Here is a 24589-nt window from a genome sequence, read left to right as displayed (position 1 = left end):
GTTATTCCCCCTGACGCTGGTAGTCGTTACGCTGCGCGTTAGCGCGGCGTTGGTCCATAATGCTACCCCCGGTTGAGCTCGAGGTTGATGAGGTGCTGGCGCTGCTTGAGCTGGATGCTGGCGGCAGGCGCAGCAGATCGCTGGCGTCACTGCTATCGCTCTTTGCTGCCGGCGCAGCGGCGCCTTTCAGCATCTGATCCAGCGGCAGAACCATCAGATTGCCGTTTTTGCTGTCATTGACCAGCACTTTACGGGTGTGGCTCAGCACTTTTTCCATGGTTTCGATATACAGACGCTCGCGGGTAATTTCCGGCGCGGCTTTGTATTCCGGCAGGATCTTAGCAAAGCGAGCCACTTCACCCTGGGCTTCCAGAACGGTCTGGGTCTTATAGGCGCGTGCCTCTTCGAGGATACGCTGCGCCTGACCATTCGCCCGCGGCTGGACTTCGTTGGTATACGCTTCCGCTTCACGAATGTACTGCTGCTCGTTCTCACGCGCGGCAATGGCATCGTCAAACGCGGCCTTCACCTCTTCCGGCGGACGCGCCGTCTGGAAGTTGACGTCCAGCAGAGTGATACCCATGTTGTACGGGCGAATCGTCTCTTCCAGCTCACGCTGGGTATCGCTACGGATCACGGTACGGCCTTCGGTCAGAATGCGATCCATGGTGTATTTACCGATCACCCCGCGCAGCGCGCTGTCGGTAGCCTGACGCAGGCTGTCATCCGCGCTGGTGACGCTAAACAGGTAACGCTCCGGATCGGTGACGCGGTACTGCACGTTCATCTCAACGCGTACCACGTTTTCGTCAGAGGTCAGCATGACGCCGGACGCCGCCAGTTCACGTACCGACTCCACGTTTACTGCCTGCACGTTATCGATAAAGGTCGGCTTCCAGTTCAGGCCCGGCTCAACCAGATGGCTGAACTTACCAAAGCGGGTGACCACGCCGCGTTCGGCTTCTTTAATAGTATAGAAACCGCTGGCCGCCCAGATAATCACTGCCGCCGCGGCAACGATGCCGACAATACGCCCGCCCATCGGTCCGCGAGGTCCCTGCGCGCTATTGCCGCCGCCCAGTCCGCCCTTGCCGCCGCCGAGCCCGCCAAGTTTTTTACTTAACTTGCGGAAGATATCATCCAGATCCGGCGGCCCCTGCTCGCGACCGCCTTTGTTGCCATTTCCCTCAGAGTTGCCGCCAGGTTTGCTGCTCCCCCACGGGTCGCGGTCCTGTCCGTTATTACCGGGCTGATTCCACGCCATGTATATGCTCCATATTTGTTTTTGATATCCCCACAGGGGTCAATATCTTCAGGCAAGCTGCAAGGTCAAACCACATAGTCAACAAGCGTTGGCTCTTGCTTACAGAGGCGCCGCCAGTCAACGATCGGCATGCGCACCTGCAGACTCACGCTGCCGTCATCCTCCATCCACTCTTTTTCTATCGCCTGAAGCTGATAGAAACGGCTTCTCAGTCGCCCTTCTTTCGGCGGTAAGCGCAGCGTATGCTGGGCCACTTCACCGGAAAGGCGCTCCGTTAACGCCTGAAAAAGCAGTGGTACGCCAACCCCGGTCTGAGCGGAAAGCCAGACCCGAATCGGTTTATTTTCATCGTCGCGATCGATGCGCGGTTCAAAATCGTCCAGCATGTCGATTTTGTTCATCACCAGCAGCGCCGGGATCTCATCGGCCTCAATTTCAGCGAGAACCGTATTTACCGCATCAATGTTTTCCTGCACGCGGACATCCGCAGCGTCAATCACATGCAGCAGCAGCGTCGCCTGACGCGTCTCCTGCAACGTCGCTTTAAACGCGGCCACCAGATCGTGCGGCAGGTGGCGAATAAAGCCGACGGTATCGGCCAGCACCGTTTCGCCGACGTCAGGGACGTCAATGCGGCGCAGCGTCGGGTCCAGGGTCGCGAACAGCTGGTTCGCGGCATAGACCTCGGCGGCGGTGATCTGGTTAAAGAGCGTTGATTTTCCGGCGTTGGTGTAGCCCACCAGCGACACGGTTGGAATATCGGCTTTCGCGCGCGACCGCCGCCCCTGCTCACGCTGTTTTTCGACTTTTTCCAGCCGCGACAGGATCTGCATGATGCGGTTACGCAATAAACGACGGTCAGTTTCGAGCTGGGTTTCACCCGGGCCACGCAAACCGATCCCGCCCTTTTGTCTTTCAAGGTGGGTCCAGCCGCGGACAAGGCGGGTCGCCATATGGCGCAGCTGCGCCAGCTCGACCTGCAGTTTCCCTTCATGGGTGCGCGCGCGCTGAGCGAAAATATCTAAAATAAGACCGGTACGATCGATAACCCGGCATTCGCACAGGCGTTCCAGGTTGCGTTCTTGCGCCGGACTCAGGGCATGATCGAAGAGCACGACCGAAGCGCCGGTCGCTTTAACGGCTTCCGCAATTTCGACTGCCTTACCTTCACCAACAAAATACTTCGGGTGCGGTGCTTTACGGCTACCGGTAATCACCTGCATTGCTTCGACACCGGCGGAAGAGGCCAGAGTTTCAAACTCCTGGAGATCTTCCATATCTTTGTCTTGCGAAAAATAGATGTGTACCAGTACCGCCTGCTCACCGGCGTCATAACGGTCAAACAAGCGTAAACCCCTTATAAAATACCAGCGGGGAACGCAGAAAACCTGGCTCCCCGGCGTGGAAAAACAGCACTAGCCTTATTCGGCGTCGTCGCTGTCTTGTTGCGGCGCAGAAGAGCTCTGCGCGCTACCACCGTGGTGATAGTTACTGGAACCGCCGCCAGCATTGTTGCTGTGGTGAGACACCGGGCGAGACGGGACAACAGTAGAAATTGCGTGCTTATAGACCATCTGGCTGACCGTGTTCTTCAACAGGATCACGAACTGATCGAAAGACTCAATTTGCCCTTGCAGCTTGATACCATTCACCAAATAAATAGAAACCGGAACGCGTTCCCGACGCAAAGCGTTCAGGAACGGATCTTGTAAAGATTGCCCCTTAGCCATTCTCTCTTTTCCTTATATGTATGCTTGTTTTGTACTCAGAACCTTACGATTCTCAAAAAAAATTACGCACGATACCGTTTAATTGTACACGTTCAATTCTGGCTCGCACCAACAACCTGTAATACTTTGTTGAGCGCTTGTTCAGGTTGTTCACTGTCTAACCAATGCACACCTTCCCAACCGCGCAGCCAGGTGACCTGACGTTTGGCTAACTGTCTCGTGGCGCAAACACCTCGATAAACCATCTCATCATATGGGATCTCGCCATTGAGATATGACCACATCTGGCGGTATCCGACACAACGGATGGAAGGCATATCCGTATGCAAATCTCCGCGGGCAAAAAGCGCCCGTACTTCTGCTTCAAAACCTGAAGCTAACATCTGATGAAAACGCTGTTCTATGCGTTGATGGAGCAGTTCACGGCTCGCCGGGGCGATGGCGAACTGATGCACCTGATATGGCAGAGCGTCTCCTGACGTTTGCGTCAGTTCCGTTAAAGTTTTACCCGAAATGAAAAAAACTTCCAGTGCCCGGGAAAGCCTTTGCGGATCATTTGGATGAATACGCGCAGCCGCTACGGGATCGATCTCCTGTAACTGCTGATGTAACGCGTTCCACCCCTGCTCTGCGGCCTGTTGCTCAATCCGCGCTCTGACCTCTGGGTCAGCGGACGGTAAGGGCGACAATCCTTCCAGCAACGCTTTGAAATACAACATCGTCCCGCCGACTAACAGCGGAATTCGCCCGGCGGCGACAATTTCCGCCATCGCCGCCAGCGCATCGCGGCGAAAATCCGCCGCGGAATAGGCCTCTGCAGGATCCAAAATATCCAGCAGCCGGTGCGGCGCGGCGCTCAGCTCTGCGGCATCCGGTTTGGCGGTGCCAATATCCATTCCCCGATAAATGAGGGCGGAATCAACGCTAATCAACTCTACTGGCAAAACTTTACGTAAGGCTATCGCCAGCGCGGTTTTGCCGGAGGCCGTCGGGCCCATTAAAAAAATTGCCTTGGGCAGGCTCGCCTCGGTTACATCATTCATCTTTCAGGGCATTCATCGCCGAATGGAGATCTACAGGTTGTAACAGGCCACCCGGCGGCGTTCTCACCAGCTGCGGGCAAAGACGCTCAACGTCCGCCAGCAGCGCAATCGCCTGCGCCATATTCCATGACGTCTGTTCGCTCGTCAGATTACGCGCCATCCATTGGGCGATATTGCCGACGTCGAATGCGTTTTGCTGCGCCAGGTAGCCTATCAGTTCAGGAATCAAGATTTGTAAATTTTGTTGTCTTAAGGGTAAAGGGACCGCGCGCACCGTCACGTGCAGGGCATCGGTATGCATATCGATCCCCAGCTGCGTCAGCGCCGGATGCGCGGCGGCCAGCGCCTGTTTTTCCCCTTCCGTCACTTTTAACCGCAGGGGGATCAGCAGCGGCTGGGCACAGACGGCCTCTGCTCCCGGGGTCAACTGCGCCTGGCGCAGCCAGCGCTCGGCAACGGTCAACGACAGCAGCGCCAGGCCGCCCTCGCGCTCCAGCAGCGCGCAGTCGCGGCTCACAATCGTCAGCACTCTGCCAAAGCTCTGGCTGTGACCGGCCAGTTCCGCCGCGCCCGGAGTCTGTAACGCGGGCTTTGGCGCCGTTGGCGTATCGAGCAACTGACGATAAAGCGCCCCTTGCTGCTTCTGGTAACCCGGCTGCGCGTGCGGCCAGCTCGCGCCGCCCGGCCTGCCGCTGGAGGCCGCAGACTCACGCGATGGCGTGATGCTGAAACGGGTTGCCGGTTCACGCGCTTCCGACGGCCGCGCAAACTGGTTGCCGCCCGCCGCGATCCGGTTCTCCGGCATCGCACGGGGCGCCGGCGGGTCGTCTTTTTCCGCCAGCGGCGCGTCAAGCTGCTGCTGCAGCACGCTCAGGACGCCCTGGTAGATAAAGTCATGCACCAGGCGCGACTGATGGAAACGCACCTCATGCTTGGCCGGGTGGACGTTCACATCCACCTGATGGGGATCGATCTCCAGATACAGCACAAACGCCGGCTGCTGATCGGCCCCCAGTTTGTCTTCACAGGCCTGGCGGATAGCGTGGTTGATCAGCCGGTCCCGCATCATCCGCCCGTTAACGTAGCAATACTGAATTTCCGCCAGCGCAGGGGTGGTATGCAGCGGATCGGCGACCCAGCCGCGCAGGGTCAGATCGCCATGCTGCCACTCAATCGCCAGGGCATGTTCAAGAAAGGCGGCGCCACAGATGGTTCCCAGCCGCCGCTCCCGTTGGCCATCCTGAGCGACTGCCCGATACTGGCGCATCACCTTGCCGTTATGGCTGAGGTTGATGGTGACGTCGAAGCGCGCCAGCGCAATGCGGCGGACCACCTCGTCAATGTGGCCGAACTCAGTCTTTTCGGTACGCATAAATTTGCGCCGCGCCGGGGTATTGTAGAACAGATCGAGGACTTCCAGGGTGGTGCCGACCGGGTGCGCCGCCGGCTTCACCGTCACCGCCTGATCGCGGCCTTCGGCATACGCCTGCCAGGCTTCCTGCTGTTCCGCCGTGCGCGAGGTGAGCGTCAGACGCGCCACCGAGCTAATACTGGCCAGCGCTTCGCCGCGAAAGCCGAGGCTGATAATGGCTTCGAGATCGTCGAGCGAGGCGATTTTGCTGGTCGCGTGGCGAGCCAGGGCCAGCGCCAGCTCGTCTTTTTTGATGCCGCAGCCGTTATCGCGAATGCGAATGAGCTTCGCGCCGCCGCGTTCGATATCAATATCAATTCGCGTGGCGCCCGCATCAAGGCTGTTTTCAACCAGCTCTTTCACCACCGACGCGGGCCGTTCCACCACTTCGCCGGCGGCAATCTGGTTGGCGAGCTGCGGCGGCAGAACCTGAATCGGCATCCCCTGCTCCTTAGTTAATCAACATCCCGCCTGGCGCTGCGGCGCTGGCGGTCTGCGCCGCCTCGCCGCGAGGCGCAGACTGCAGCGGATGCTGCATAAAGTAGTTGCGCAGACCGTTGTAAATCGCCTCCGCAATCTGCTCCTGGTAATCATCGCTCCCCAGCAGCCGTTCTTCCCCGTTGTTACTGATAAAGCCTGTTTCCACGAGGATCGACGGAATGTCCGGCGAGCGCAGTACGCCGAGGCTGGCATGCTCCGGACGGCGTTTATGCAGATTGCCAATCCGCTGCAGCTGGCTGAGCACGTTGGTCGCGACATCGTAGCCGACGCGTTGGGAGTGACCGAACTGCAGATCCAACACCGCCTGGCTCAGGTAGGGATCGGCCTGGCTGTTCGCCAGCACATCGCCCGCGCCGCCGAGCAGTTCAGACTGTTTCTCATGCTGTTCCAGCCAGCCGGCCATTTCACTGTTGGCGCGACGGTTAGAGAGCACCCATACCGAGGCGCCGGTGGCGTCGCGGTTTGGCGCGGCGTCAGCATGGATTGAGACGAGGAAGTTGGCATTTTGCTTACGCGCCACATCCGAGCGTCCCATTACCGAAATAAAGTAATCCCCGTCACGGGTCAGCACCGGTTTAAACTGCGGATCGGCGTTCAGCAGCGCCCGCAGCTTGCGCGCGATGGCGATAGTCACGTTCTTCTCTTTGGTGCCATTCGGGCCAATCGCGCCAGGATCCTGGCCGCCGTGCCCGGCATCAATGGCGATAATGACTTTATCATCCGCCGACACCGTGCGGGCCGCCGGACGGGTCACGGTCTGATTGTTGGTCATCGCCGGCTGAGAGGAGGTCATCACCGTCTGCCGTTCATGACCCGACGAGCTGAACGGATTGCGTCCCGCCGTCACCGTCCGGGAAGGCATCACCGGCGACGGGTCGGCCCGTTTCACCACCACAGGAGGTGGCGGCGGCGGCGGCGCGTCGGCGTTGATGGTAAAGACCACCGTGTAATTCGCCCCGTTCTGTTGCTTCACCGCCCGGGTTTTGCCATCTTCCGTCAGATCCACCAACAGACGCAGCGTCTGCGAATCCTGCGGCGTACCGGCACGAATGCTCTTCACCAGGTTGCTGCCGCTAAATTTCAGCGGCAGTCCCTGCAATAAGCCGGTCTGTTTGATATCCAGCGCCACCAGTCGTTTGCCCTGGGGGGTAAAAGAGTACTCCGGTTCACCGACAAAGCTAAGAGTAATACGGGCCTGCTGGTCTCCGTTGGAGACCTGGATATCGGATAAACTCGCCGCAGTGGCGTGAAGACTCGACAGCATCAGCGCAGCGGCAAGCCAGGTGGTTATGCGATACTTCATCCCGTCATCCTTCAGGCTAAATGGCTAAACGTGCCAGTAAAGACTCACCCCGTGAGGAGATCGCGGTAATGCGCGCCTCACGCCCTTGTGCCTGGTAATCAAGGTGAATTTCAACGTCCGGGTCAGGCAGGACACCTGCGCCTTGCTGCGGCCATTCCACCAGGCAGATGGCATCGTCGGCAAAATAATCGCGGATCCCCATAAATTCCAGCTCCTCAGGATCCGCCAGGCGGTAGAGATCGAAGTGATACACCATCAGCTTGTCGAGGGTATACGGTTCCACCAGGGTATAAGTTGGGCTTTTGACATTGCCGCGGTGACCGAGCGCCTGTAAAAAGCCGCGGCTAAAGGTGGTTTTTCCCGCGCCTAAGTCACCATAAAGGTAAATCACGGTGGCGCCGGTACAGGCCTGCGCAATACGGTCGCCCAGGGCCAGCGTGGCCTGCTCATCGGGTAAAGGAATCACTCGGTTAATCATGGTCTACGTCAATCACATCCGGGTTAACAACACGCTTGAGCGTGGAAAAGAGATCGGTCGCCAGCATGCCGCGGGTGCCCTCGCGGGCGGCCAGTCGGTCGGCGGCATCGCCATGAGCGACGCACCCGGCACAGGCAGCATCATACGGCGTCAGGTGCTGTCCTAACAATGCGGCGATGATGCCAGTGAGCACATCGCCCATGCCGCCGCTGGCCATCCCGGCATTGCCGGCGTCGATAATGCCCATCGCCCCGCTTTCACTGGCCACCACCGTGCCCGCGCCTTTCAGCACGACCACGCCGCCATACCGTTTTACCAGACGCTGCGCAGAAAGTAAGCGATCGCTTTCAATTTCTGCCACGCTGATATTCAGCAGACGGGCCGCTTCGCCGGGGTGCGGCGTCAGCACGCGATTGTGACGTTTATCGGGATTGAATGCCAGCAGGTTCAGCGCATCGGCGTCCCAGACCATCGGTTTGTTAACCCTTTCCACCATGCGCAGGGCGCTGCGTCCCCACTCGTTCTGCCCCAGACCTGGGCCAATCGCCACCACCTCCGCCCATTCCAGCGCGGCTTTCAGGGTCTGCGGCGTCAGCTCATCCACCATTAATTCCGGCCGGGCGGTGATAATAGGCGCCACGTTCTCCGGGTGAGTAAGTACTCGCACCAGCCCTGCGCCGGCGCGTAAAGCCGCTTCACCGCACATGCGAATCGCGCCTGCCGTGCCGCGATCGCCGCCGACGATCGCCAGCTTGCCGTGATCGCCCTTATGGGAGGTGGCCCGGCGCGGCGGCAGCCAGTCGGCAAGGTGGGCGGCGCAAAACCGCGTCAGGGGGGTACTTTGCCCGGCGAGCCAGCGCTCAAGCCCCAGCGCATGATGGTGGAGCTGCCCGACGACATCCCGCGCCTTGCCGGTCAGCAGCCCCGGTTTGAGCGCGATAAACGTCAGCGTATGGTCGGCCTGAATGACCGCCCCCGGCGTCGCGCCGGTCTGCGCGTTCAGGCCGGAAGGGATATCCAGAGCCAGCACCGGCGCAGGATGGTGGTTCGCCTGGTGAATGAGCACCGCGACGTATTCACGCGGCGCACTGCGCAACCCGGTGCCGAGCAGGCCATCAATAATCAGTGAGATATCGTCTGGCCAGGGGACAGTGGCCGCATGGAGCACGCCGCCGGCGTTAAGCCATGCCTCCCGCGCCGCCTGCGCCTCTTCCGGCAGCGGGCTGTCACTCTCTACCGCCAGCAGCGTCACCCTCCGCCCGGCGGCCTGGGCCAGACGCGCGACGACATATCCGTCACCGCCGTTGTTGCCATGCCCGCAGAGGATCAGCCAGTGCGCGCTGTCAGGAAAAGCGCGGCTGGCCAGTTGGAACGCCGCCTCGCCCGCGCGCTGCATCAGTTCAAACAGCGTCAGTCCCAGGCTGTCCGCCGCCTCTCGTTCGGCCAGGCGCAGCGCCTCCGCAGGCCAAATGTTGTATGGTATACTGTCAGGGTTTTTCGTCATTGTATGGTCCATCATGTCACAGCCCCTCGATCTCGTTCAGTTAGCGCAACAAATCAAACAATGGGGCACAGAGCTCGGGTTCCAGCAGGTCGGTATCGCTGATACCGACCTCAGCGCCAGTGAACCCAAACTGCAGGCATGGCTGGATAAACAATACCACGGCGAAATGGAGTGGATGGCCCGTCACGGTATGATGCGCGCCCGCCCCCACGAACTGCTGCCCGGTACGTTACGCGTCATCAGCGTGCGGATGAATTATCTGCCCGCCAACGCCGCCTTTGCCCGCACCCTGAAAGATCCCGCGCTGGGTTACGTCAGCCGTTATGCCCTCGGGCGTGATTATCATAAGCTGCTACGTAATCGCCTGAAAAAACTGGGTGAGAAGATTCAGGAACAGTGTGCTTCGCTCAATTTTAGACCTTTTGTCGATTCCGCGCCTATCCTGGAACGGCCCATTGCAGAAAAAGCGGGCCTTGGCTGGACAGGTAAGCACTCACTTATCTTAAGCCGCGACGCCGGATCATTCTTTTTTCTCGGCGAACTGCTGATTGACCTGCCCCTGCCGGTCGACAGCCCGGTCGCGGAGGAGTGTGGACGCTGTGTCGCCTGCATGACTATCTGCCCCACCGGGGCCATCGTTGAGCCCTATACCGTCGACGCCCGCCGCTGCATCTCCTATCTCACCATCGAACTGGAAGGCGCTATTCCGAAGGAGTTCCGTCCGCTCATCGGCAACCGGATCTATGGCTGCGACGACTGCCAGCTTATCTGCCCGTGGAACCGTTTCTCACAGCTCACCGATGAAGAGGATTTCAGCCCGCGCCAGGCGCTGCATGCCCCGCCGCTGGTGGAGCTGTTCGCCTGGAGCGAAGCGTGGTTTCTGAAGGTGACCGAAGGGTCGGCGATTCGTCGCATTGGTCACCTGCGCTGGCTGCGTAATATCGCCGTCGCGCTGGGCAATGCGCCCTGGGATGAAGCCCATCTTCGCGCACTGGAGAGTCGCCTGGGCGAGCACCCGCTTCTCGACGAGCACATTGAGTGGGCGATTGCCCAGCAACTGAAAAAGCGCAGCGTCGACGCCGTCGAAGTACAGCTGCCGAAAAAATTACGTCTGGTCAGGGTGGTAGAGAAAGGCCTGCCGCGCGACGCCTGATTCATTCACAGGCTGTGAATAAAATCTAAAACACATTGAGTTTCAAGGCGCAGACCGAGGTCAAGTGATCGGATTAACATTTCGAAATGAAATTTAATTGTTAAATTTCAATTAGATATAAAGATATTATTTACAAAGCGAAGCATTTACGCCGTCAGAAGCGAAACGACAACCTGTGGATAACTCTGTTTACAGTATTTCTGCAGACCAAACGAAAATCATCCCCGGCGCTGGATTGCACTGTGGATAAATAAGAGATGGAAGAAAATTTGGAGCGGGAAACGAGACTCGAACTCGCGACCCCGACCTTGGCAAGGTCGTGCTCTACCAACTGAGCTATTCCCGCTTAATCATCGTCATTCAAGCTACCGTGTAGCAACCTGAAAACTGCGACTGGTGTGGTGTGTCATTCAAATTTTGGAGCGGGAAACGAGACTCGAACTCGCGACCCCGACCTTGGCAAGGTCGTGCTCTACCAACTGAGCTATTCCCGCTTAATCTTCGGCTTTCGCCCCGCATCTGCGAGATGAAATCCTTTGATCAGGATGGTGCTTTCAAATTTTGGAGCGGGAAACGAGACTCGAACTCGCGACCCCGACCTTGGCAAGGTCGTGCTCTACCAACTGAGCTATTCCCGCGTTACTGCATTTTTTGCCATATTTCGATGGCGTCGTAATTTGCATTTCTGCGTCGTTACGGGAGGCGCATTATACGAGAATTCGATGCCCCTGCAACCCCCTGTTCATCACTTTTTTGCGTTTTTTGTTTAAATGGATATTTTCTCGCCACCTACGCCGCTGAATTGTATAAATAAGCGTCATTTCGGGCAAAATCGCTTTTTCCGCCCGCCTGAATGACGCAAAATCGCTCGCATCATACCGCGGTGGCGCGACGTAAAACGAGGCCACCACGCCGCCAAACAGGGAATTAGCATGAGAAAAGTCCTCACCGTCCTGCTGCTGAGCACGCTGGCCATCGGAACCGCGTCAGCCGAGACGCTCCATTTTGGCACCAGCACGGCCAATCCGCCGTTTGTCACCGCCAACGGCAAATATCAGCCTGTCGGCTTCGATATCGATCTTGCCCAGGCCCTGTGCCAGCAGATGCAGGCGCAGTGCCAGTTCACGGCGCAGCGTTTCGATACGCTGATCCCGGCTTTACGCTTCAAGAAATTTGACGCGGTGATTGCCGGCATGGAAGTGATCCCGATGCGTGAGAAGCAGGTCGCCTTCAGCCGTCCCTATCGCCAGGCGCTCTCCGGGGTGGTGATCGTCAACAAAGATGTCGCCCATACCTTTGCCGACCTGAAAGCCAAAAAAGTCGGCGTGGTGAAAGGCACACTGCATCAACACTATCTGCGTGATAAACAGAAAGCCGTACAGGCTGTTCCTTACGACGACGTCGCCAGCGCCCTGGCCGCGCTGAAGGCCGGGCAAATAACCGGCGTCATGGGCGACTTCGCCACCCTCGACGCCTGGCAGCAGGAGAACCCTGACTACGCCATCATGGATGAACGTGCCACCGACCCGGCTTATTACGGTAAGCAGTATGCGATTGCGGTGCGCAAAGACGATCCGGAGCTGCTGAATGCGATCAACGATGCCCTGACCGCGGTCATGGCGACGCCTGACTTCCAGCAGATGCAGCAGAAGTGGTTTAAATAACGCAGAAAGGTGTACCGGGCCGCGCACAGGGCCCGGTCGCGGTTTACAGCTTAATGAAGTGTTCGCGGTAGTAAGCCAGCTCGGCGACTGACTCGCGGATATCGTCCATCGCCTGGTGGGTACCCTGCTTTTTAAAGCCGTCGAGAATTTCCGGCTTCCAGCGGCGCGCCAGCTCTTTCAGCGTGCTAACGTCCAGATAGCGATAGTGGAAATAGGCTTCCAGTTGCGGCATGTACTTAAACAGGAAGCGACGATCCTGGCCGATGCTGTTGCCACAGATCGGCGACTTGCCCGCCGGCACCCACTGCTTAAGAAACTCAATGGTCGCCAGTTCGGCGTCGTGCTCGCTGACGGCGCTGGCCTTCACGCGATCCACCAGCCCGCTGCCGGTATGCGTCCGCACATTCCACTCGTCCATCAGCGCCAGCTGGGCATCCGATTGATGCACCGCGATGGTCGGCCCCTCGGCCAGAATGTTCAGGTTGGCATCGGTCACCAGGGTGGCGATTTCGATAATGCGATCGCGCTCCGGATCCAGCCCTGTCATCTCAAGATCGATCCAAATGAGGTTGTTTTCATTTGCACTCATGCTATTTTCCACCCTTCTTGCGTGACTATATTCATCTAAAATAGCGTGTATCATAGAGGTTTTGCCCCATCAGGGCGACCAGGAGCCAGTTCGATTGAGTAAAAATAAACTCTCCAAAGGCCAGCAGCGCCGCGTCAAAGCCAACCACCAGCGCCGTCTGAAAACCACTGCGGAGAAGGCCGACTACGATGACAACCTGTTTGGCGACCCGTCGGAAGGCATTGTCATCAGTCGCTTTGGCATGCATGCCGACGTCGAATCCGCTGACGGCAGCGTGCATCGCTGCAATATCCGCCGGACGATCCGTTCGCTGGTCACCGGCGACCGCGTGGTCTGGCGGCCGGGTAAAGACGCTGCCGACGGCGTAAGCGTCAAAGGGATCGTCGAAGCGGTTCACGATCGCGCCTCCGTCCTGACGCGTCCGGATTTTTACGACGGCGTGAAGCCTATCGCCGCTAATATCGACCAGATCGTGGTGGTTTCCGCGATCCTGCCTGAGCTATCGCTGAATATTATCGATCGCTATCTGGTGGCCTGCGAGGCGCAGGATATCGAGCCGTTAATCGTCCTGAACAAAATCGATCTGCTGGATGACGATGGCCTGCGCTTTGTCAATGAACAAATGGACATCTACCGCCACATTGGTTACCGCGTGCTGCTGGTCTCCAGCCGTACTCAGGACGGCCTCAAGCCGCTGGAAGCGGCCCTGACCGACCGCATCAGCATCTTCGCCGGGCAGTCCGGGGTGGGTAAATCAAGCCTGCTGAACGCCCTGCTGGGGCTGAATGAGGATCAGATCCTCACCAATGATGTCTCGGACGTTTCCGGCTTAGGCCAGCACACCACCACCGCGGCGCGCCTCTACCACTTCCCGCACGGCGGTGATGTGATTGATTCACCGGGAGTACGTGAGTTCGGCCTGTGGCATCTGGAAGCGGAACAAATCACCAACGGCTTTGTCGAATTCCATGATTATTTAGGCCGTTGCAAATATCGCGACTGTAAACACGATACCGATCCTGGCTGTGCGCTTCGCGAAGCGGTAGAGAACGGCAAGATCGCCGAGAGCCGTTTCGAGAACTACCACCGCATCCTGGAAAGCATGGCGCAGGTACAGGTAAAAACGCGTAAAAACTTTTCCTCGTCCGATGACTGACCATTAAGCTGAGCGTCACGTCAGGCGCTGCCGGGCAGCGGTGATGACGCAGCTTACGCGGATGCCATTTAGCGAGTTTTACGTATAGAATCGTCCCCCTTTTTTCAGGTCCCCGCCCGCGGGCGGGGTCAGGAACGACATAACATGGCCTGGAGGCTACTTTGTTAAACGATCTTAAACTTTCACTGCAATACATTCTGCCTAAACTGTGGCTCACCCGCCTCGCAGGCTGGGGTGCGAGCAAACGCGCAGGTTGGCTGACGAAGCTGGTCATCGATCTGTTCGTGAAATACTACAAGGTCGATATGAAAGAGGCGCAGAAGCCGGATACCGCGGCCTATCGCACCTTCAACGATTTCTTTGTGCGCCCGCTGCGCGACGACGTTCGCCCGCTGAATACCGATCCTAACGTACTGGTGATGCCGGCCGACGGCGTGATCAGCCAGCTTGGTGCCATTGAGAACGATAAAATTCTGCAGGCCAAGGGCCACGACTACAGCCTGGAAGCCTTACTGGCCGGCAACTACCAGATGGCCGACCTGTTCCGTAACGGCAGCTTCGCCACCACCTATCTGTCGCCGCGCGACTATCACCGCGTGCACATGCCGTGCAACGGTATCCTGCGCGAAATGATCTACGTTCCTGGCGACCTGTTCTCCGTTAACCATCTGACGGCGCAGAACGTGCCAAACCTGTTCGCCCGTAACGAGCGCGTCATCTGCCTGTTTGATACTGAGTTTGGCCCGATGGCGCAAATTCTGGTGGGCGCGACTATCGTCGGCAGCATCGAGACCGTGTGGTCCGGCACCGTAACCCCGCCGCGCGAAGGCATTATTAAACGCTGGACCTGGCCCGCTGGCGACAGCGAAGGCTCCGTCGCCCTGCTGAAAGGCCAGGAGATGGGCCGCTTCAAACTGGGCTCTACCGTGATCAACCTGTTTGCCCCGGGCCAGGTGAAGCTGGTCGACACGCTGCAAAGCCTGTCCGTGACTAAAATCGGCCAACCGCTGGCGACAACGGTGGAAGCAACCGCCGCCGCTGAACCGGCGCCGTTACCGGAAGAAGAGATCCGCGCCGAACATCGCGCCAGCCCGCTGGTTGACGATAAACAAGACCAAGGTTAATTCTTCAGCAAAAGGGTTATGCCGTGCGCCTGATATACACTTTCCTGTTGGCCTTGAGCCTCAGTTTCGGGGCGTACGCTGCGACAGCCCCGGATGCTAAACAGATAACCCAGGAACTGGAACAGGCGAAGGCGGCAAAGCCCGCCCAGCCTGAAACCGTTGAAGTTCTGCAGTCCGCGCTGAACGCGCTTGAGGAACAAAAATCGTCCCTCGAGCGCGCCCGTCAGTATCAGGACGTTATCGACAATTTCCCCAAACTGTTTCAAAGCCTGCGCGCCCAGCTCAACAATCTGAGCGAAGAGCCGCGCCAGGTGCCAGTCGGCCTGACCGCCGATGCGCTGAACCAGGAGATCCTCCAGGTCAGCAGCCAGCTGCTGGAGTCAAGCCGTCAGGCGCAACAGGAGCAGGATCGCGCGCGTGAAATCGCCGACTCCCTGAACCAGCTGCCGCAGCAGCAAACCGACGCCCGGCGTCAGCTCAATGAGGTTGAGCGCCGCATCGGCACGCAAACCGGCAACAATGCTCTCGCCCAGGCGCAAAATCTTGCCCTGCAGGCGGAATCGGCGCGCCTGAAGGCGCTGGTGGATGAACTCGACCTCGCCCAGCTCTCCGCCAATAACCGCCAGGAGCTGTCGCGCGCCCGTTCTGAACTGGCGCAAAAGCAGAGCGAGCAGCTGGATGCCTATCTGCAGGCGCTGCGTAATCTGCAGAACAGCCAGCGCCAGCGTGAGGCGGAAAAAGCACTGGAGAGTACCGAACTGCTGGCGGAGAACAGTGAAAACCTGCCGCCGGACATCACCGCCCAGTTTAAAGTCAACCGCGAACTCTCCCAGGCGCTGAACCAGCAGGCGCAGCGTATGGATCTGGTGGCGTCCCAGCAGCGGCAGGCGACGAATCAAACGCTGCAGGTGCGCCAGGCGTTAAACACCCTGCGCGAGCAGTCGCAGTGGCTGGGCTCCTCTAATCTGCTGGGCGAAGCCCTGCGCGCCCAGGTGGCGCGGCTGCCGGAGCGCCCTCGCCCGCAGCAGCTGGATACGGAGATGGCGCAGCTGCGCGTGCAGCGTCTGCGCTTTGAGGATTTACTCAGTAAGCAGCCGCAGCTGCGGCAGATCCGCCAGGCCGACGGCGAACCGCTGACCAGCGAGCAGAACAAGATCCTGCAGGCGCAGCTGCGCACGCAGAACGAGCTGTTGAACTCGCTGCTGCGCGGCGGCGATACCCTGATGCTGGAGCTCACTAAGCTGAAGGTCGCCAACGGCCAGCTGGAAGACGCGCTGAAGGAGATCAACGAAGCCACCCACCGCTATCTGTTCTGGACTTCGGACGTCAGCCCCATCGGCTTCTCCTGGCCGCTGGAAATCGTCCAGGATCTGCGGCGCCTGATCTCCCTGGATACCATCAGCGAACTGGGTAAAGCCAGCGCGATGATGCTCACCAGCAAAGAGACCCTGCTACCGCTGTTTGCCGCCCTGCTGCTGGTTGGCTTCAGCATCAGCTCGCGGCGCCATTTCACCCGCTTCCTTGAGCGCTCCAGCGCTCGGGTGGGGAAAGTCACCCAGGATCACTTCTGGCTGACGCTGCGTACGGTCTTCTGGTCGATACTGGTGGCTTCGCCGCTGCCGGTGCTATGGATGACGCTCGGCTATGGTCTGCAGTCCGCCTGGCCATTCCCGCTGGCGGTGGCGATTGGCGATGGGGTCACCGCGACGGTGCCTCTGTTGTGGGTGGTGATGATCTGCGCCACCTTCGCCCGGCCAAACGGACTGTTTATCGCCCACTTCGGCTGGCCGCGTAGCCGAGTGGCGAAAGCGATGCGCTACTACCTGATGAGCATCGGGCTGATTGTGCCGCTGATTATGGCGCTGATCATGTTCGATAATCTTAACGACCGCGAGTTCTCCGCTTCGCTGGGCCGCCTGTGCTTCCTGCTGATCTGCGGCGCGCTGGCGGTGGTCACGCTGAGTCTTAAGCACGCCGGTATCCCGCTCTATCTGGATAAAGAGGGGAATGGCGACAATATGGTGAACCGCCTGCTGTGGAACCTGATGCTTGGCGCGCCGCTGGTGGCCATGCTGGCGGCGGCCGTCGGTTATCTCGCCACCGCCCAGGCGCTGCTGGCGCGTCTGGAAACTTCCGTCGCCATCTGGTTCCTGCTGCTGGTGGTCTATCACATCATCCGCCGCTGGATGCTGATCCAGCGCCGCCGGCTGGCCTTCGACCGGGCCCGCCATCGTCGCGCGGAAATTCTCGCCCAGCGCGCCCGCGGCGAAGATGAGCCTGTTCACGTCAGCAGCCCGGAAGGGTCGGTGGAGACGGAGGTCAGCGAGGTCGATCTCGATGCCATCAGTACCCAGTCGCTGCGCCTTGTGCGTTCCCTGCTGATGCTGATCGCGCTGCTGTCGGTCATCGTGCTGTGGTCGGAAATTCACTCGGCGTTTGGCTTCCTTGAGAATATCTCGCTGTGGGACGTTACCTCAACGGTACAAGGAGTGGAAAGCCTCGAGCCCATCACCCTTGGCGCGGTGCTGATTGCCATTCTGGTGCTGATCATCACCACTCAGCTGGTGCGCAACCTGCCGGCGCTGCTGGAGCTGGCGATCCTCCAGCACCTCGATTTAACGCCCGGCACCGGCTACGCCATCACCACCATCACCAAGTATCTGCTGATGCTGGTCGGTGGACTGGTGGGCTTCTCGATGATCGGCATTGAGTGGTCGAAGCTGCAGTGGCTGGTCGCCGCGCTGGGTGTGGGTCTCGGGTTTGGCCTGCAGGAGATCTTCGCTAACTTTATCTCCGGCCTGATTATTCTGTTTGAGAAACCGATCCGCATCGGCGATACGGTCACCATCCGCGATCTCACGGGCAGCGTCACCCGCATCAATACCCGCGCCACCACCATCAGCGACTGGGACCGGAAAGAGATTATCGTGCCGAACAAAGCGTTCATCACCGAGCAGTTTATCAACTGGTCGCTGTCGGACTCGGTCACCCGCGTGGTGCTGACGGTGCCGGCGCCTGTGGACGCCGATACCGAAGAGGTCACGAAAATTCTCATCGCCGCGGCGCATCGCTGCTCGCTGGTCATCGATACCCCGGCGCCGGAGGCGTTTCTCGTCGACCTGCAGCAGGGGATCCAGATTTTCGAGCTGCGTATTTTTGCCGCCGAGATGGGGCACCGCATGCCGCTGCGCCATGAGATGCATCAGCTGATCCTGGCGGGCTTCCGCGAGCATGGCATTGATATGCCGTTCCCTCCGTTCCAGATGCGTCTGGAAAGTATTGACGGCAGGCAAAGCAGTAAAACCATGACCTCGGCCGGGAAAACCAGCCGACGTACGGCTGGCAGCCTGTAGGCCATACCCTGCCCGGCGGCGGCGCCGGGCAGGCTTTCTAGCTCTCCATTACCAGCACACCGGACGCCAGGCGCCGACGGTAGCTTTCGTAAATGGCCAACGCCAGCAGCGAGAAGAAGATCGGCCCGCCGACCATCCACAGCGTGCTGCTCCAGTCCCCGCTGTCGATGACCGGCTGAATGATGGTGAAGATATTGGCGAAGGTCACCATCAGCAACACCACGCCGGTCGCCAACAGCGTCGCCTGGCCTCATAAAACGAGCGCGGATAGTAGCAAAAGCACCGAAGGAGATTGTGGATATTCGGGCGAAAGCCGGGATAGCATGAGGGAGGGGGGATCAGGGCAGACCTGTCACCTCCCCCGCCCACAGGCGGCAGGAGGTGACAGCGCCATCAGGCGCGGTCGACCGTAAAGGCGATCACCTCACCGATGCTTTCAGCGCCCAGCGCCAGCATCACCACGCGATCAACGCCCAGTGCCACGCCGGAGCAGTCCGGCAGCCCCGCCTCCAGCGCCGCCAGCAGGTTGTTATCGATGGGCTGCTGCGGGAGACCGCGCGCGGCACGCTTGCGATTGTCCTGCTCAAAGCGCAGGCGCTGCTCATGGGCGTCGGTCAGCTCGTGGAAACCATTCGCCAGCTCAATTCCTTTGTAATAGACCTCGAAGCGCTCAGCGACCCGATGATCTTCCGGGCTGATCTGCGCTAAAGAGGCCTGAGTCGCCGGGAAATGATAAATGAACGTCGGCCGATCTTTGCCGATGTGCGGCTCCACGCCCATGGTGAACAGCAGTTGCAGCAGCGTGTCGCGATCTTCTTCAGTATCGGCGATATTGCTCAGATCCAGCTTCGCCGCGACTTCGCGCAGCTGCGCTTTATCGGCAGAGAGCGGGTCAATATCCAGATGACGCTGGAACGCCTGCTGATAGGAGAGGCTTTCCGCCGGCTGGCACTCCAGCACCTGCTGCAGCAGATCGTCCACCTCGTTGATCAGACGATACATGTCATAGCACGGACGATACCACTCCAGCATGGTGAATTCCGGATTGTGATGCCGCCCCATCTCTTCATTACGGAAGCTGCGGCAAAGCTGGAAAACCGGGCCGCAGCCCGCCGCCAGCAGGCGCTTCATATGGTATTCCGGACTGGTCATCAGGTACAGATTGAGTCCCTGTGAGTGGCCCGGGCCGACGAAACGGGTTTCAAACGGGAACAAATGGATATCCGTTACCGTCGCCTGACTCATGCAAGGCGTCTCCACCTCCAGCACGCCGCGATCGGTAAAGAACCGGCGGATTTCCGCCATCACCGCCGCGCGTTTCAACAGATTGGGAATGGGTGCGCTCGGCTGCCAGGTTGCCGTCTCGCTCATGGTACTTTCTCCGATTGCAAACAAGGGCACGAAGTCTACTCGCAACCGGCGAGTGAAACAAATTTTGTGCAATCCCCGGCAGATTACATGCCATTAATCTATCGTTAACCTAAATGCATAAATATCACTGATAAATAACCGCACATATCGATAAAAAAATCGAACACGTCAATTTTCCATACTGACCCTACGGCTATACTCCTGTACCTATAAAGGAGCAGTGATACTTTTTCGCCAGCCCGGCGGCGAAATACACTAAAACTGGAGGAATGTCGTGCACACTTTTCAAGCCGATCTCGCCGTAATTGGCGCCGGCGGGGCAGGCCTTCGCGCCGCTATCGCCGCCGCCCAGGCCAACCCCAATGCCAAAATCGCCCTGATTTCAAAAGTCTATCCGATGCGCAGCCATACGGTCGCTGCAGAAGGGGGGTCCGCAGCCGTTGCCCAGGATCACGATAGCTTTGAGTACCATTTTCACGACACCGTCGCCGGAGGCGACTGGCTGTGCGAGCAGGATGTCGTCGACTATTTCGTTCACCACTGCCCGACGGAAATGACCCAACTGGAACAGTGGGGATGCCCGTGGAGCCGCCGCCCTGACGGCAGCGTTAACGTCCGGCGCTTCGGTGGCATGAAGATCGAACGTACCTGGTTTGCCGCCGATAAAACCGGCTTCCACATGCTGCATACCCTCTTCCAGACCTCCCTTCAGTTTCCCCAAATTCAACGCTTTGATGAACATTTCGTCCTTGATCTGCTGGTCGATGACGGCCAGGCCCGCGGCCTGGTGGCGATGAATATGATGGAAGGCACGCTGGTGCAGATCCGCGCCAACGCGGTGGTGCTGGCCACCGGCGGCGCCGGACGCGTCTATCGCTACAACACCAACGGCGGCATCGTTACCGGTGACGGGATGGGTATGGCGCTGGGCCACGGCGTGCCGCTGCGCGATATGGAGTTCGTTCAGTATCACCCGACCGGTCTGCCGGGTTCCGGGATCCTGATGACCGAAGGCTGCCGCGGTGAAGGCGGGATTCTGGTCAACAAAAACGGCTATCGCTATCTGCAGGATTACGGCATGGGCCCGGAAACCCCGCTCGGCGAACCGAAGAACAAATATATGGAGCTGGGCCCGCGCGACAAAGTGTCCCAGGCCTTCTGGCACGAGTGGCGGAAAGGGAACACCATTCCCACGCCGCGCGGCGACGTGGTCTACCTCGATCTGCGCCACCTCGGCGAGAAAAAGCTGCTGGAGCGCCTGCCGTTTATCTGTGAGCTGGCGAAAGCCTACGTCGGCGTCGACCCGGTGAAAGAACCGATTCCGGTACGCCCGACCGCGCACTACACCATGGGCGGCATCGAAACCGATCAACAGTGCGAAACCCGCATCAAAGGGCTGTTTGCCGTGGGCGAATGCTCGTCCGTTGGTCTGCACGGCGCCAACCGCCTGGGCTCCAACTCGCTGGCCGAGCTGGTGGTCTTCGGCCGCCTGGCCGGGGAACAGGCCATGCGGCGCGCCGCACAAGCGGGCGAAATGAACGGCTCCGCCCTCGATGCGCAAGCTGCCGATGTGGAGCGTCGTCTGAAAGATCTCGTCAACCAGGAGGGTAACGAAAACTGGGCGAAAATCCGCGACGAAATGGGGCTCTCGATGGAGGAAGGCTGCGGCATCTACCGGACGCCAGAGCTGATGCAGAAAACTATCGACAAGCTGGCTGAGCTGCAGGAGCGCTTTAAGCGCGTGCGCATTACCGACAACTCCAGCGTATTCAACACCGATCTGCTTTACACCATTGAGCTGGGACACGGTTTAAACGTTGCCGAATGTATGGCGCACTCGGCCATCGCCCGTAAAGAATCGCGCGGTGCGCACCAGCGTCTGGATGAAGGCTGTACCGAACGCGACGACGTCAACTTCCTCAAACATACGCTCGCCTTCCGCGAGGCTGATGGCACCACCCGCCTGGAATATGGCGATGTGAAGATCACCACGCTGCCGCCGGCGAAACGTGTTTATGGCGCTGAGGCGGAAGCGGCTGAGAAGAAGGAGACCACCCATGGCTGAGATGAAAAACCTGAAAGTCGAAGTGGTGCGTTACAACCCGGAGGTCGACACGGCACCGCACAGCGCGTTCTATGACGTGCCTTACGATGAGCAGACCTCGCTGCTGGACGCGCTGGGCTACATTAAAGACAACCTGGCGCCCGACCTGAGCTACCGCTGGTCCTGCCGGATGGCGATCTGTGGCTCCTGCGGCATGATGGTCAATAAGGTACCGAAGCTGGCCTGTAAAACCTTCCTGCGGGATTACACCAAAGGCATCAAGGTTGAAGCGCTGGCCAACTTCCCGATCGAGCGCGATCTGGTGGTGGATATGACCCACTTTATCGAAAGTCTGGAGGCCATTAAGCCGTACATCATCGGCAATAACCGCACCCCGGACCAGGGACCAAACAAGCAGACGCCGGCCCAGATGGCCAAATACCATCAGTTCTCCGGCTGTATCAACTGCGGACTGTGCTATGCCGCCTGTCCGCAGTTCGGCCTGAATCCGGAGTTTATCGGCCCGGCGGCGATCACCCTCGCCCACCGCTATAACGAAGACAGCCGCGACCACGGCAAAAAGGAACGCATGGCGCAGCTTAACGGCCAGAACGGCGTCTGGACCTGTACTTTCGTGGGCTACTGCTCGGAAGTGTGTCCGAAGCACGTCGACCCGGCGGCCGCGATCCAGCAGGGCAAGGTGGAAAGTTCGAAAGACTTTCTTATCGCCACCCTGAAACCACGCTAAGGAGTGCATTATGACGACGAAACGCAAACCCTACGTGCGGCCGATGACCTCCACCTGGTGGAAAAAGCTGCCGTTTTATCGCTTCTACATGGTGCGGGAAGGCACGGCGGTACCGACGGTCTGGTTTAGCATTGTGCTGATTTACGGGCTGTTTGCCCTCAAGCACGGCGCCGAAAGCTGGGCGGGATATATCGGATTCCTGCAAAATCCAGTGGTGGTGATCCTCAATCTGATCACCCTGGCGGCGGCGCTGCTGCACACCAAAACCTGGTTCGAGCTGGCGCCGAAAGCCGCCAACGTCATCATCAAAGGCGAAAAAATGGGGCCAGAGCCGGTGATTAAAGGTCTCTGGGTGGTGACGGCGGTGGTCACCGTGGTGATCCTGTTTGTCGCCCTGTTCTGGTAAGGAGGCTGAGATGATTAATCCCAATCCGAAACGTTCCGATGAACCCGTTTTCTGGGGGCTGTTTGGCGCTGGCGGCATGTGGGGCGCGATTGTCGCGCCGGTGATGGTGCTGCTGGTGGGCATTTTGCTGCCGCTGGGGCTCGCCCCCGCCGACGCCTTCAGCTATGAGCGCGTGCTGGCCTTTGCCCAAAGCTTTATCGGCCGCGCGTTCATCTTTCTGATGATTGTCCTGCCGCTGTGGTGTGGGCTGCATCGTATTCACCACGCCATGCACGACCTGAAAATCCATGTGCCAAACGGCAAATGGGTCTTCTACGGTCTGGCGGCGATCCTCAGCGTCATTACTCTGGTTGGCGTACTGTTTATCTGATCCTGCAAGAGCCCGGCAGCAATTCTGCTACCGGGCTCGCTTCATAGAAAAATCTTGCCGCCTTTGCCCTGCCGGACTCTACACTTAGCTTAAAAGCCAGCAAGGAGCATACCATGCGTATCCTGCCGATAATCACCGCGGTCGCCGTCTCGTTCCTGTCTGTCGCCTGCAGCACCCCTGCCCCGCCGCCAGGCGTCACCGTGGTCACCCCCTTCGACGTTCAGCGCTATCTGGGTACCTGGTACGAAATCGCCCGCTTCGACCATCCTTTTGAAAGCGGGCTTGAAAAGGTCACGATCGCCTGGCAGCCGCGCGATGACGGCGGTCTGGACGTGGTCAATAAAGGCTATAACCCCGACCGCGGCATGTGGCAGAAAACGGACGGGGTGGCGTATTTTACCGGCGAACCCAGCCGCGCCGCGCTGAAGATCTCCTTCTTCGGCCCCTTCTATGGCAGCTATAACGTCATTGCGCTGGATAAGGAGTATCGGTACGCGCTGGTCTGCGGCCCCGACCGCGACTATCTCTGGCTACTGGCGCGAGCCCCCACCATCGCCCCGGAAGTCAGGCAGCAGATGCTGGATATTGCCACCCGGCAGGGTTTTGATATCAGCAAACTGGTCTGGGTCAATCAGCGCTACAACTAGTGCGCGCTGATCTTCAGGCCAATGATGCCGACCACGATGCAGACAAGACTGGCGATACGCATAGCGCTGGCGGATTCACCTAACAGTACGATACCGGTCACAGCGGCGCCCACGGCGCCGATCCCCGTCCAGACGGCGTAAGCGGTACCCACCGGCAGGGTTTTCATCGCCCATGAAAGCAGCGCCATGCTGACGACCATCGCGACGATGGTGATGACGCTGGGAACCAGGCGGCTAAAGCCATGGGTATATTTCAGGCCGACGGCCCACACCACTTCCAGCAGGCCAGCGATAAATAAGACTATCCAGGACATAAGGCTCCTTTGCTGGGGCCGTCCCCGGATGAGAAACGCTTACGGGTCGTCCCGTAAGGTGGATGAAAAGTCGTAGTGAGTATATCCAACAGAATGGGGGAAGTGAAGAACGGTACGGCGCAAAACCGTACCGTCGAAGGCTGTTATTGCTGAGCTTTGGTTGCTGCGCCAGAGATTGCGCTGCCGCCCTCTGAAATATCCTGACCCACACCGCGCGTGGTGTTACAAGCGGTCAGTGCTGAAGAGAGGACCAAAACCGTAAAGAACGCTGCAATCGTTTTTTTCACCATAATGTCATCCTTAGTGTCAGTTTTGTTTTCATGCCCTATAAGCATAGACAAACCGTCCACAGATGAAGGGATCTTTGCGTTTTTTAAGAGAAAAGGAGTATTCGTGAAGGAAGCAGGCGCACCGGA

At 58.9% G+C, this 24589-nt stretch carries 22 protein-coding genes, 3 tRNA genes and 1 pseudogene; 10 read left to right on the top strand and 16 right to left on the bottom strand.

Going from position 1 to position 24589, the window contains the following annotated elements; all coding sequences use genetic code 11:
• Position 1: 1 nt before the first annotated feature.
• The 8 genes from hflK to nnr form a co-directional block, all read right to left on the bottom strand.
• On the bottom strand, positions 2–1264 hold the full coding sequence (hflK, locus tag GQR96_RS02055) for an FtsH protease activity modulator HflK (RefSeq protein WP_004146726.1): 1263 nt from the start codon (positions 1262–1264) through the stop codon (positions 2–4).
• Between the two features lie 65 nt (positions 1265–1329).
• A complete protein-coding gene (hflX, locus tag GQR96_RS02050) occupies positions 1330–2610 on the bottom strand; it encodes a ribosome rescue GTPase HflX (protein ID WP_004146725.1) in 1281 nt (426 codons plus the stop codon).
• Between the two features lie 75 nt (positions 2611–2685).
• Positions 2686–2994: an RNA chaperone Hfq gene (hfq, locus tag GQR96_RS02045; protein WP_043519288.1), complete on the bottom strand. Its 309-nt coding sequence runs from the start codon at positions 2992–2994 to the stop codon at positions 2686–2688.
• A 92-nt stretch (positions 2995–3086) separates the two neighbouring features.
• The gene (miaA, locus tag GQR96_RS02040) at positions 3087–4037 is read right to left on the bottom strand and encodes a tRNA (adenosine(37)-N6)-dimethylallyltransferase MiaA (RefSeq protein WP_004206442.1); all 951 of its coding nucleotides are present in this window, start codon (positions 4035–4037) and stop codon (positions 3087–3089) included.
• Complete coding sequence (gene mutL, locus GQR96_RS02035; RefSeq protein ID WP_064178448.1) at positions 4030–5889, bottom strand: DNA mismatch repair endonuclease MutL; 1860 nt, start codon at positions 5887–5889, stop codon at positions 4030–4032. Before mutL ends, miaA begins: the two co-directional genes overlap by 8 nt.
• Before the next feature lie 10 nt (positions 5890–5899).
• Positions 5900–7252 (bottom strand): N-acetylmuramoyl-L-alanine amidase AmiB, encoded by a 1353-nt coding sequence (amiB, locus tag GQR96_RS02030; protein WP_069734325.1) that lies wholly within the window; start codon positions 7250–7252, stop codon positions 5900–5902.
• A 16-nt stretch (positions 7253–7268) separates the two neighbouring features.
• Positions 7269–7730, bottom strand: coding sequence for a tRNA (adenosine(37)-N6)-threonylcarbamoyltransferase complex ATPase subunit type 1 TsaE (gene tsaE / locus GQR96_RS02025; RefSeq protein ID WP_004206439.1), 462 nt, complete (start codon positions 7728–7730; stop codon positions 7269–7271).
• Positions 7723–9234, bottom strand: coding sequence for a bifunctional ADP-dependent NAD(P)H-hydrate dehydratase/NAD(P)H-hydrate epimerase (nnr, locus tag GQR96_RS02020; protein ID WP_074384325.1), 1512 nt, complete (start codon positions 9232–9234; stop codon positions 7723–7725). The genes tsaE and nnr overlap by 8 nt, the downstream gene beginning before the upstream one ends.
• Before the next feature lie 13 nt (positions 9235–9247).
• Between nnr and queG the strand changes: the two genes are divergently transcribed.
• Complete coding sequence (queG, locus tag GQR96_RS02015) at positions 9248–10387, top strand: tRNA epoxyqueuosine(34) reductase QueG (RefSeq protein ID WP_065878183.1); 1140 nt, start codon at positions 9248–9250, stop codon at positions 10385–10387.
• Positions 10388–10657: 270 nt separating this feature from the next.
• On the opposite strand, the gene GQR96_RS02010 is transcribed toward queG, so the two are convergent.
• From GQR96_RS02010 to GQR96_RS02000, 3 genes are all read right to left on the bottom strand, one after another.
• Positions 10658–10733 (bottom strand) — tRNA-Gly (locus GQR96_RS02010).
• A gap of 72 nt (positions 10734–10805) precedes the next feature.
• A tRNA-Gly gene (locus GQR96_RS02005) sits at positions 10806–10881 on the bottom strand.
• A 68-nt stretch (positions 10882–10949) separates the two neighbouring features.
• Positions 10950–11025, bottom strand: a tRNA-Gly gene (locus GQR96_RS02000).
• 294 nt (positions 11026–11319) lie between these two features.
• Between GQR96_RS02000 and GQR96_RS01995 the strand changes: the two genes are divergently transcribed.
• Positions 11320–12051: a transporter substrate-binding domain-containing protein gene (locus GQR96_RS01995; RefSeq protein ID WP_065878186.1), complete on the top strand. Its 732-nt coding sequence runs from the start codon at positions 11320–11322 to the stop codon at positions 12049–12051.
• A 43-nt stretch (positions 12052–12094) separates the two neighbouring features.
• On the opposite strand, the gene orn is transcribed toward GQR96_RS01995, so the two are convergent.
• Positions 12095–12640 (bottom strand): oligoribonuclease, encoded by a 546-nt coding sequence (orn, locus tag GQR96_RS01990; protein WP_004206435.1) that lies wholly within the window; start codon positions 12638–12640, stop codon positions 12095–12097.
• 94 nt (positions 12641–12734) lie between these two features.
• Between orn and rsgA the strand changes: the two genes are divergently transcribed.
• From rsgA to mscM, 3 genes are all read left to right on the top strand, one after another.
• Positions 12735–13796, top strand: a complete 1062-nt coding sequence (gene rsgA, locus GQR96_RS01985; RefSeq protein WP_017900927.1) for a small ribosomal subunit biogenesis GTPase RsgA — start codon at positions 12735–12737, stop codon at positions 13794–13796.
• Positions 13797–13957: 161 nt separating this feature from the next.
• Positions 13958–14920 (top strand): archaetidylserine decarboxylase, encoded by a 963-nt coding sequence (asd, locus tag GQR96_RS01980; protein WP_065878190.1) that lies wholly within the window; start codon positions 13958–13960, stop codon positions 14918–14920.
• Between the two features lie 23 nt (positions 14921–14943).
• Positions 14944–18273: a miniconductance mechanosensitive channel MscM gene (gene mscM, locus GQR96_RS01975; protein ID WP_023319553.1), complete on the top strand. Its 3330-nt coding sequence runs from the start codon at positions 14944–14946 to the stop codon at positions 18271–18273.
• A 37-nt stretch (positions 18274–18310) separates the two neighbouring features.
• Here mscM and GQR96_RS01970 read toward each other — a convergent pair.
• A pseudogene (locus GQR96_RS01970) lies at positions 18311–18517 on the bottom strand (glutamate/gamma-aminobutyrate family transporter YjeM); the annotation flags it as partial.
• 149 nt (positions 18518–18666) lie between these two features.
• The gene (gene epmA, locus GQR96_RS01965) at positions 18667–19644 is read right to left on the bottom strand and encodes an elongation factor P--(R)-beta-lysine ligase (RefSeq protein WP_004206428.1); all 978 of its coding nucleotides are present in this window, start codon (positions 19642–19644) and stop codon (positions 18667–18669) included.
• Between the two features lie 274 nt (positions 19645–19918).
• Between epmA and frdA the strand changes: the two genes are divergently transcribed.
• The 5 genes from frdA to GQR96_RS01940 all read left to right on the top strand — a co-directional run bounded on the left by frdA (position 19919) and on the right by GQR96_RS01940 (position 23859).
• Positions 19919–21709, top strand: coding sequence for a fumarate reductase (quinol) flavoprotein subunit (gene frdA / locus GQR96_RS01960; protein ID WP_017900930.1), 1791 nt, complete (start codon positions 19919–19921; stop codon positions 21707–21709).
• Positions 21702–22436: a fumarate reductase iron-sulfur protein gene (gene frdB, locus GQR96_RS01955; RefSeq protein WP_004177729.1), complete on the top strand. Its 735-nt coding sequence runs from the start codon at positions 21702–21704 to the stop codon at positions 22434–22436. The genes frdA and frdB overlap by 8 nt, the downstream gene beginning before the upstream one ends.
• A 10-nt stretch (positions 22437–22446) precedes the next feature.
• Positions 22447–22842: a fumarate reductase subunit FrdC gene (gene frdC / locus GQR96_RS01950; RefSeq protein WP_002885530.1), complete on the top strand. Its 396-nt coding sequence runs from the start codon at positions 22447–22449 to the stop codon at positions 22840–22842.
• A gap of 10 nt (positions 22843–22852) precedes the next feature.
• Positions 22853–23212, top strand: coding sequence for a fumarate reductase subunit FrdD (gene frdD / locus GQR96_RS01945; protein ID WP_002885526.1), 360 nt, complete (start codon positions 22853–22855; stop codon positions 23210–23212).
• Between the two features lie 113 nt (positions 23213–23325).
• Positions 23326–23859 carry a lipocalin family protein gene (locus GQR96_RS01940; RefSeq protein WP_004206426.1) on the top strand — a complete coding sequence of 178 codons (534 nt, stop codon included), beginning with the start codon at positions 23326–23328 and terminating at the stop codon, positions 23857–23859.
• Here the strand turns inward: GQR96_RS01940 and sugE are convergent.
• The gene (sugE, locus tag GQR96_RS01935; protein WP_004206425.1) at positions 23856–24173 is read right to left on the bottom strand and encodes a quaternary ammonium compound efflux SMR transporter SugE; all 318 of its coding nucleotides are present in this window, start codon (positions 24171–24173) and stop codon (positions 23856–23858) included. The genes GQR96_RS01940 and sugE overlap by 4 nt on opposite strands.
• A 143-nt stretch (positions 24174–24316) precedes the next feature.
• A complete protein-coding gene (gene ecnB, locus GQR96_RS01930) occupies positions 24317–24463 on the bottom strand; it encodes a lipoprotein toxin entericidin B (RefSeq protein WP_004206423.1) in 147 nt (48 codons plus the stop codon).
• Positions 24464–24589 lie beyond the last annotated feature (126 nt).

It is taken from the genome of Klebsiella sp. PCX (assembly GCF_021869705.1).
GTDB classification, from domain to species: Bacteria; Pseudomonadota; Gammaproteobacteria; order Enterobacterales; family Enterobacteriaceae; genus Klebsiella; species Klebsiella quasipneumoniae.
This window is presented reverse-complemented; position numbering and strand designations above follow the sequence as displayed.

Excerpts from the sequence above, each read along its gene's own strand:
- frdC (WP_002885530.1), top strand. The coding sequence starts at position 22,447 with ATGACGACGAAACGCAAACCCTACGTGCGGCCGATGACCTCCACCTGG.
- frdB (WP_004177729.1), top strand. The coding sequence starts at position 21,702 with ATGGCTGAGATGAAAAACCTGAAAGTCGAAGTGGTGCGTTACAACCCG.
- nnr (WP_074384325.1), bottom strand. The coding sequence starts at position 9,234 with ATGACGAAAAACCCTGACAGTATACCATACAACATTTGGCCTGCGGAG.
- frdD (WP_002885526.1), top strand. The coding sequence starts at position 22,853 with ATGATTAATCCCAATCCGAAACGTTCCGATGAACCCGTTTTCTGGGGG.
- hflK (WP_004146726.1), bottom strand. The coding sequence starts at position 1,264 with ATGGCGTGGAATCAGCCCGGTAATAACGGACAGGACCGCGACCCGTGG.
- tsaE (WP_004206439.1), bottom strand. The coding sequence starts at position 7,730 with ATGATTAACCGAGTGATTCCTTTACCCGATGAGCAGGCCACGCTGGCC.
- sugE (WP_004206425.1), bottom strand. The coding sequence starts at position 24,173 with ATGTCCTGGATAGTCTTATTTATCGCTGGCCTGCTGGAAGTGGTGTGG.
- ecnB (WP_004206423.1), bottom strand. The coding sequence starts at position 24,463 with ATGGTGAAAAAAACGATTGCAGCGTTCTTTACGGTTTTGGTCCTCTCT.
- mutL (WP_064178448.1), bottom strand. The coding sequence starts at position 5,889 with ATGCCGATTCAGGTTCTGCCGCCGCAGCTCGCCAACCAGATTGCCGCC.
- GQR96_RS01940 (WP_004206426.1), top strand. The coding sequence starts at position 23,326 with ATGCGTATCCTGCCGATAATCACCGCGGTCGCCGTCTCGTTCCTGTCT.
- amiB (WP_069734325.1), bottom strand. The coding sequence starts at position 7,252 with ATGAAGTATCGCATAACCACCTGGCTTGCCGCTGCGCTGATGCTGTCG.
- miaA (WP_004206442.1), bottom strand. The coding sequence starts at position 4,037 with ATGAATGATGTAACCGAGGCGAGCCTGCCCAAGGCAATTTTTTTAATG.
- GQR96_RS01995 (WP_065878186.1), top strand. The coding sequence starts at position 11,320 with ATGAGAAAAGTCCTCACCGTCCTGCTGCTGAGCACGCTGGCCATCGGA.
- hfq (WP_043519288.1), bottom strand. The coding sequence starts at position 2,994 with ATGGCTAAGGGGCAATCTTTACAAGATCCGTTCCTGAACGCTTTGCGT.
- orn (WP_004206435.1), bottom strand. The coding sequence starts at position 12,640 with ATGAGTGCAAATGAAAACAACCTCATTTGGATCGATCTTGAGATGACA.
- epmA (WP_004206428.1), bottom strand. The coding sequence starts at position 19,644 with ATGAGCGAGACGGCAACCTGGCAGCCGAGCGCACCCATTCCCAATCTG.
- queG (WP_065878183.1), top strand. The coding sequence starts at position 9,248 with ATGTCACAGCCCCTCGATCTCGTTCAGTTAGCGCAACAAATCAAACAA.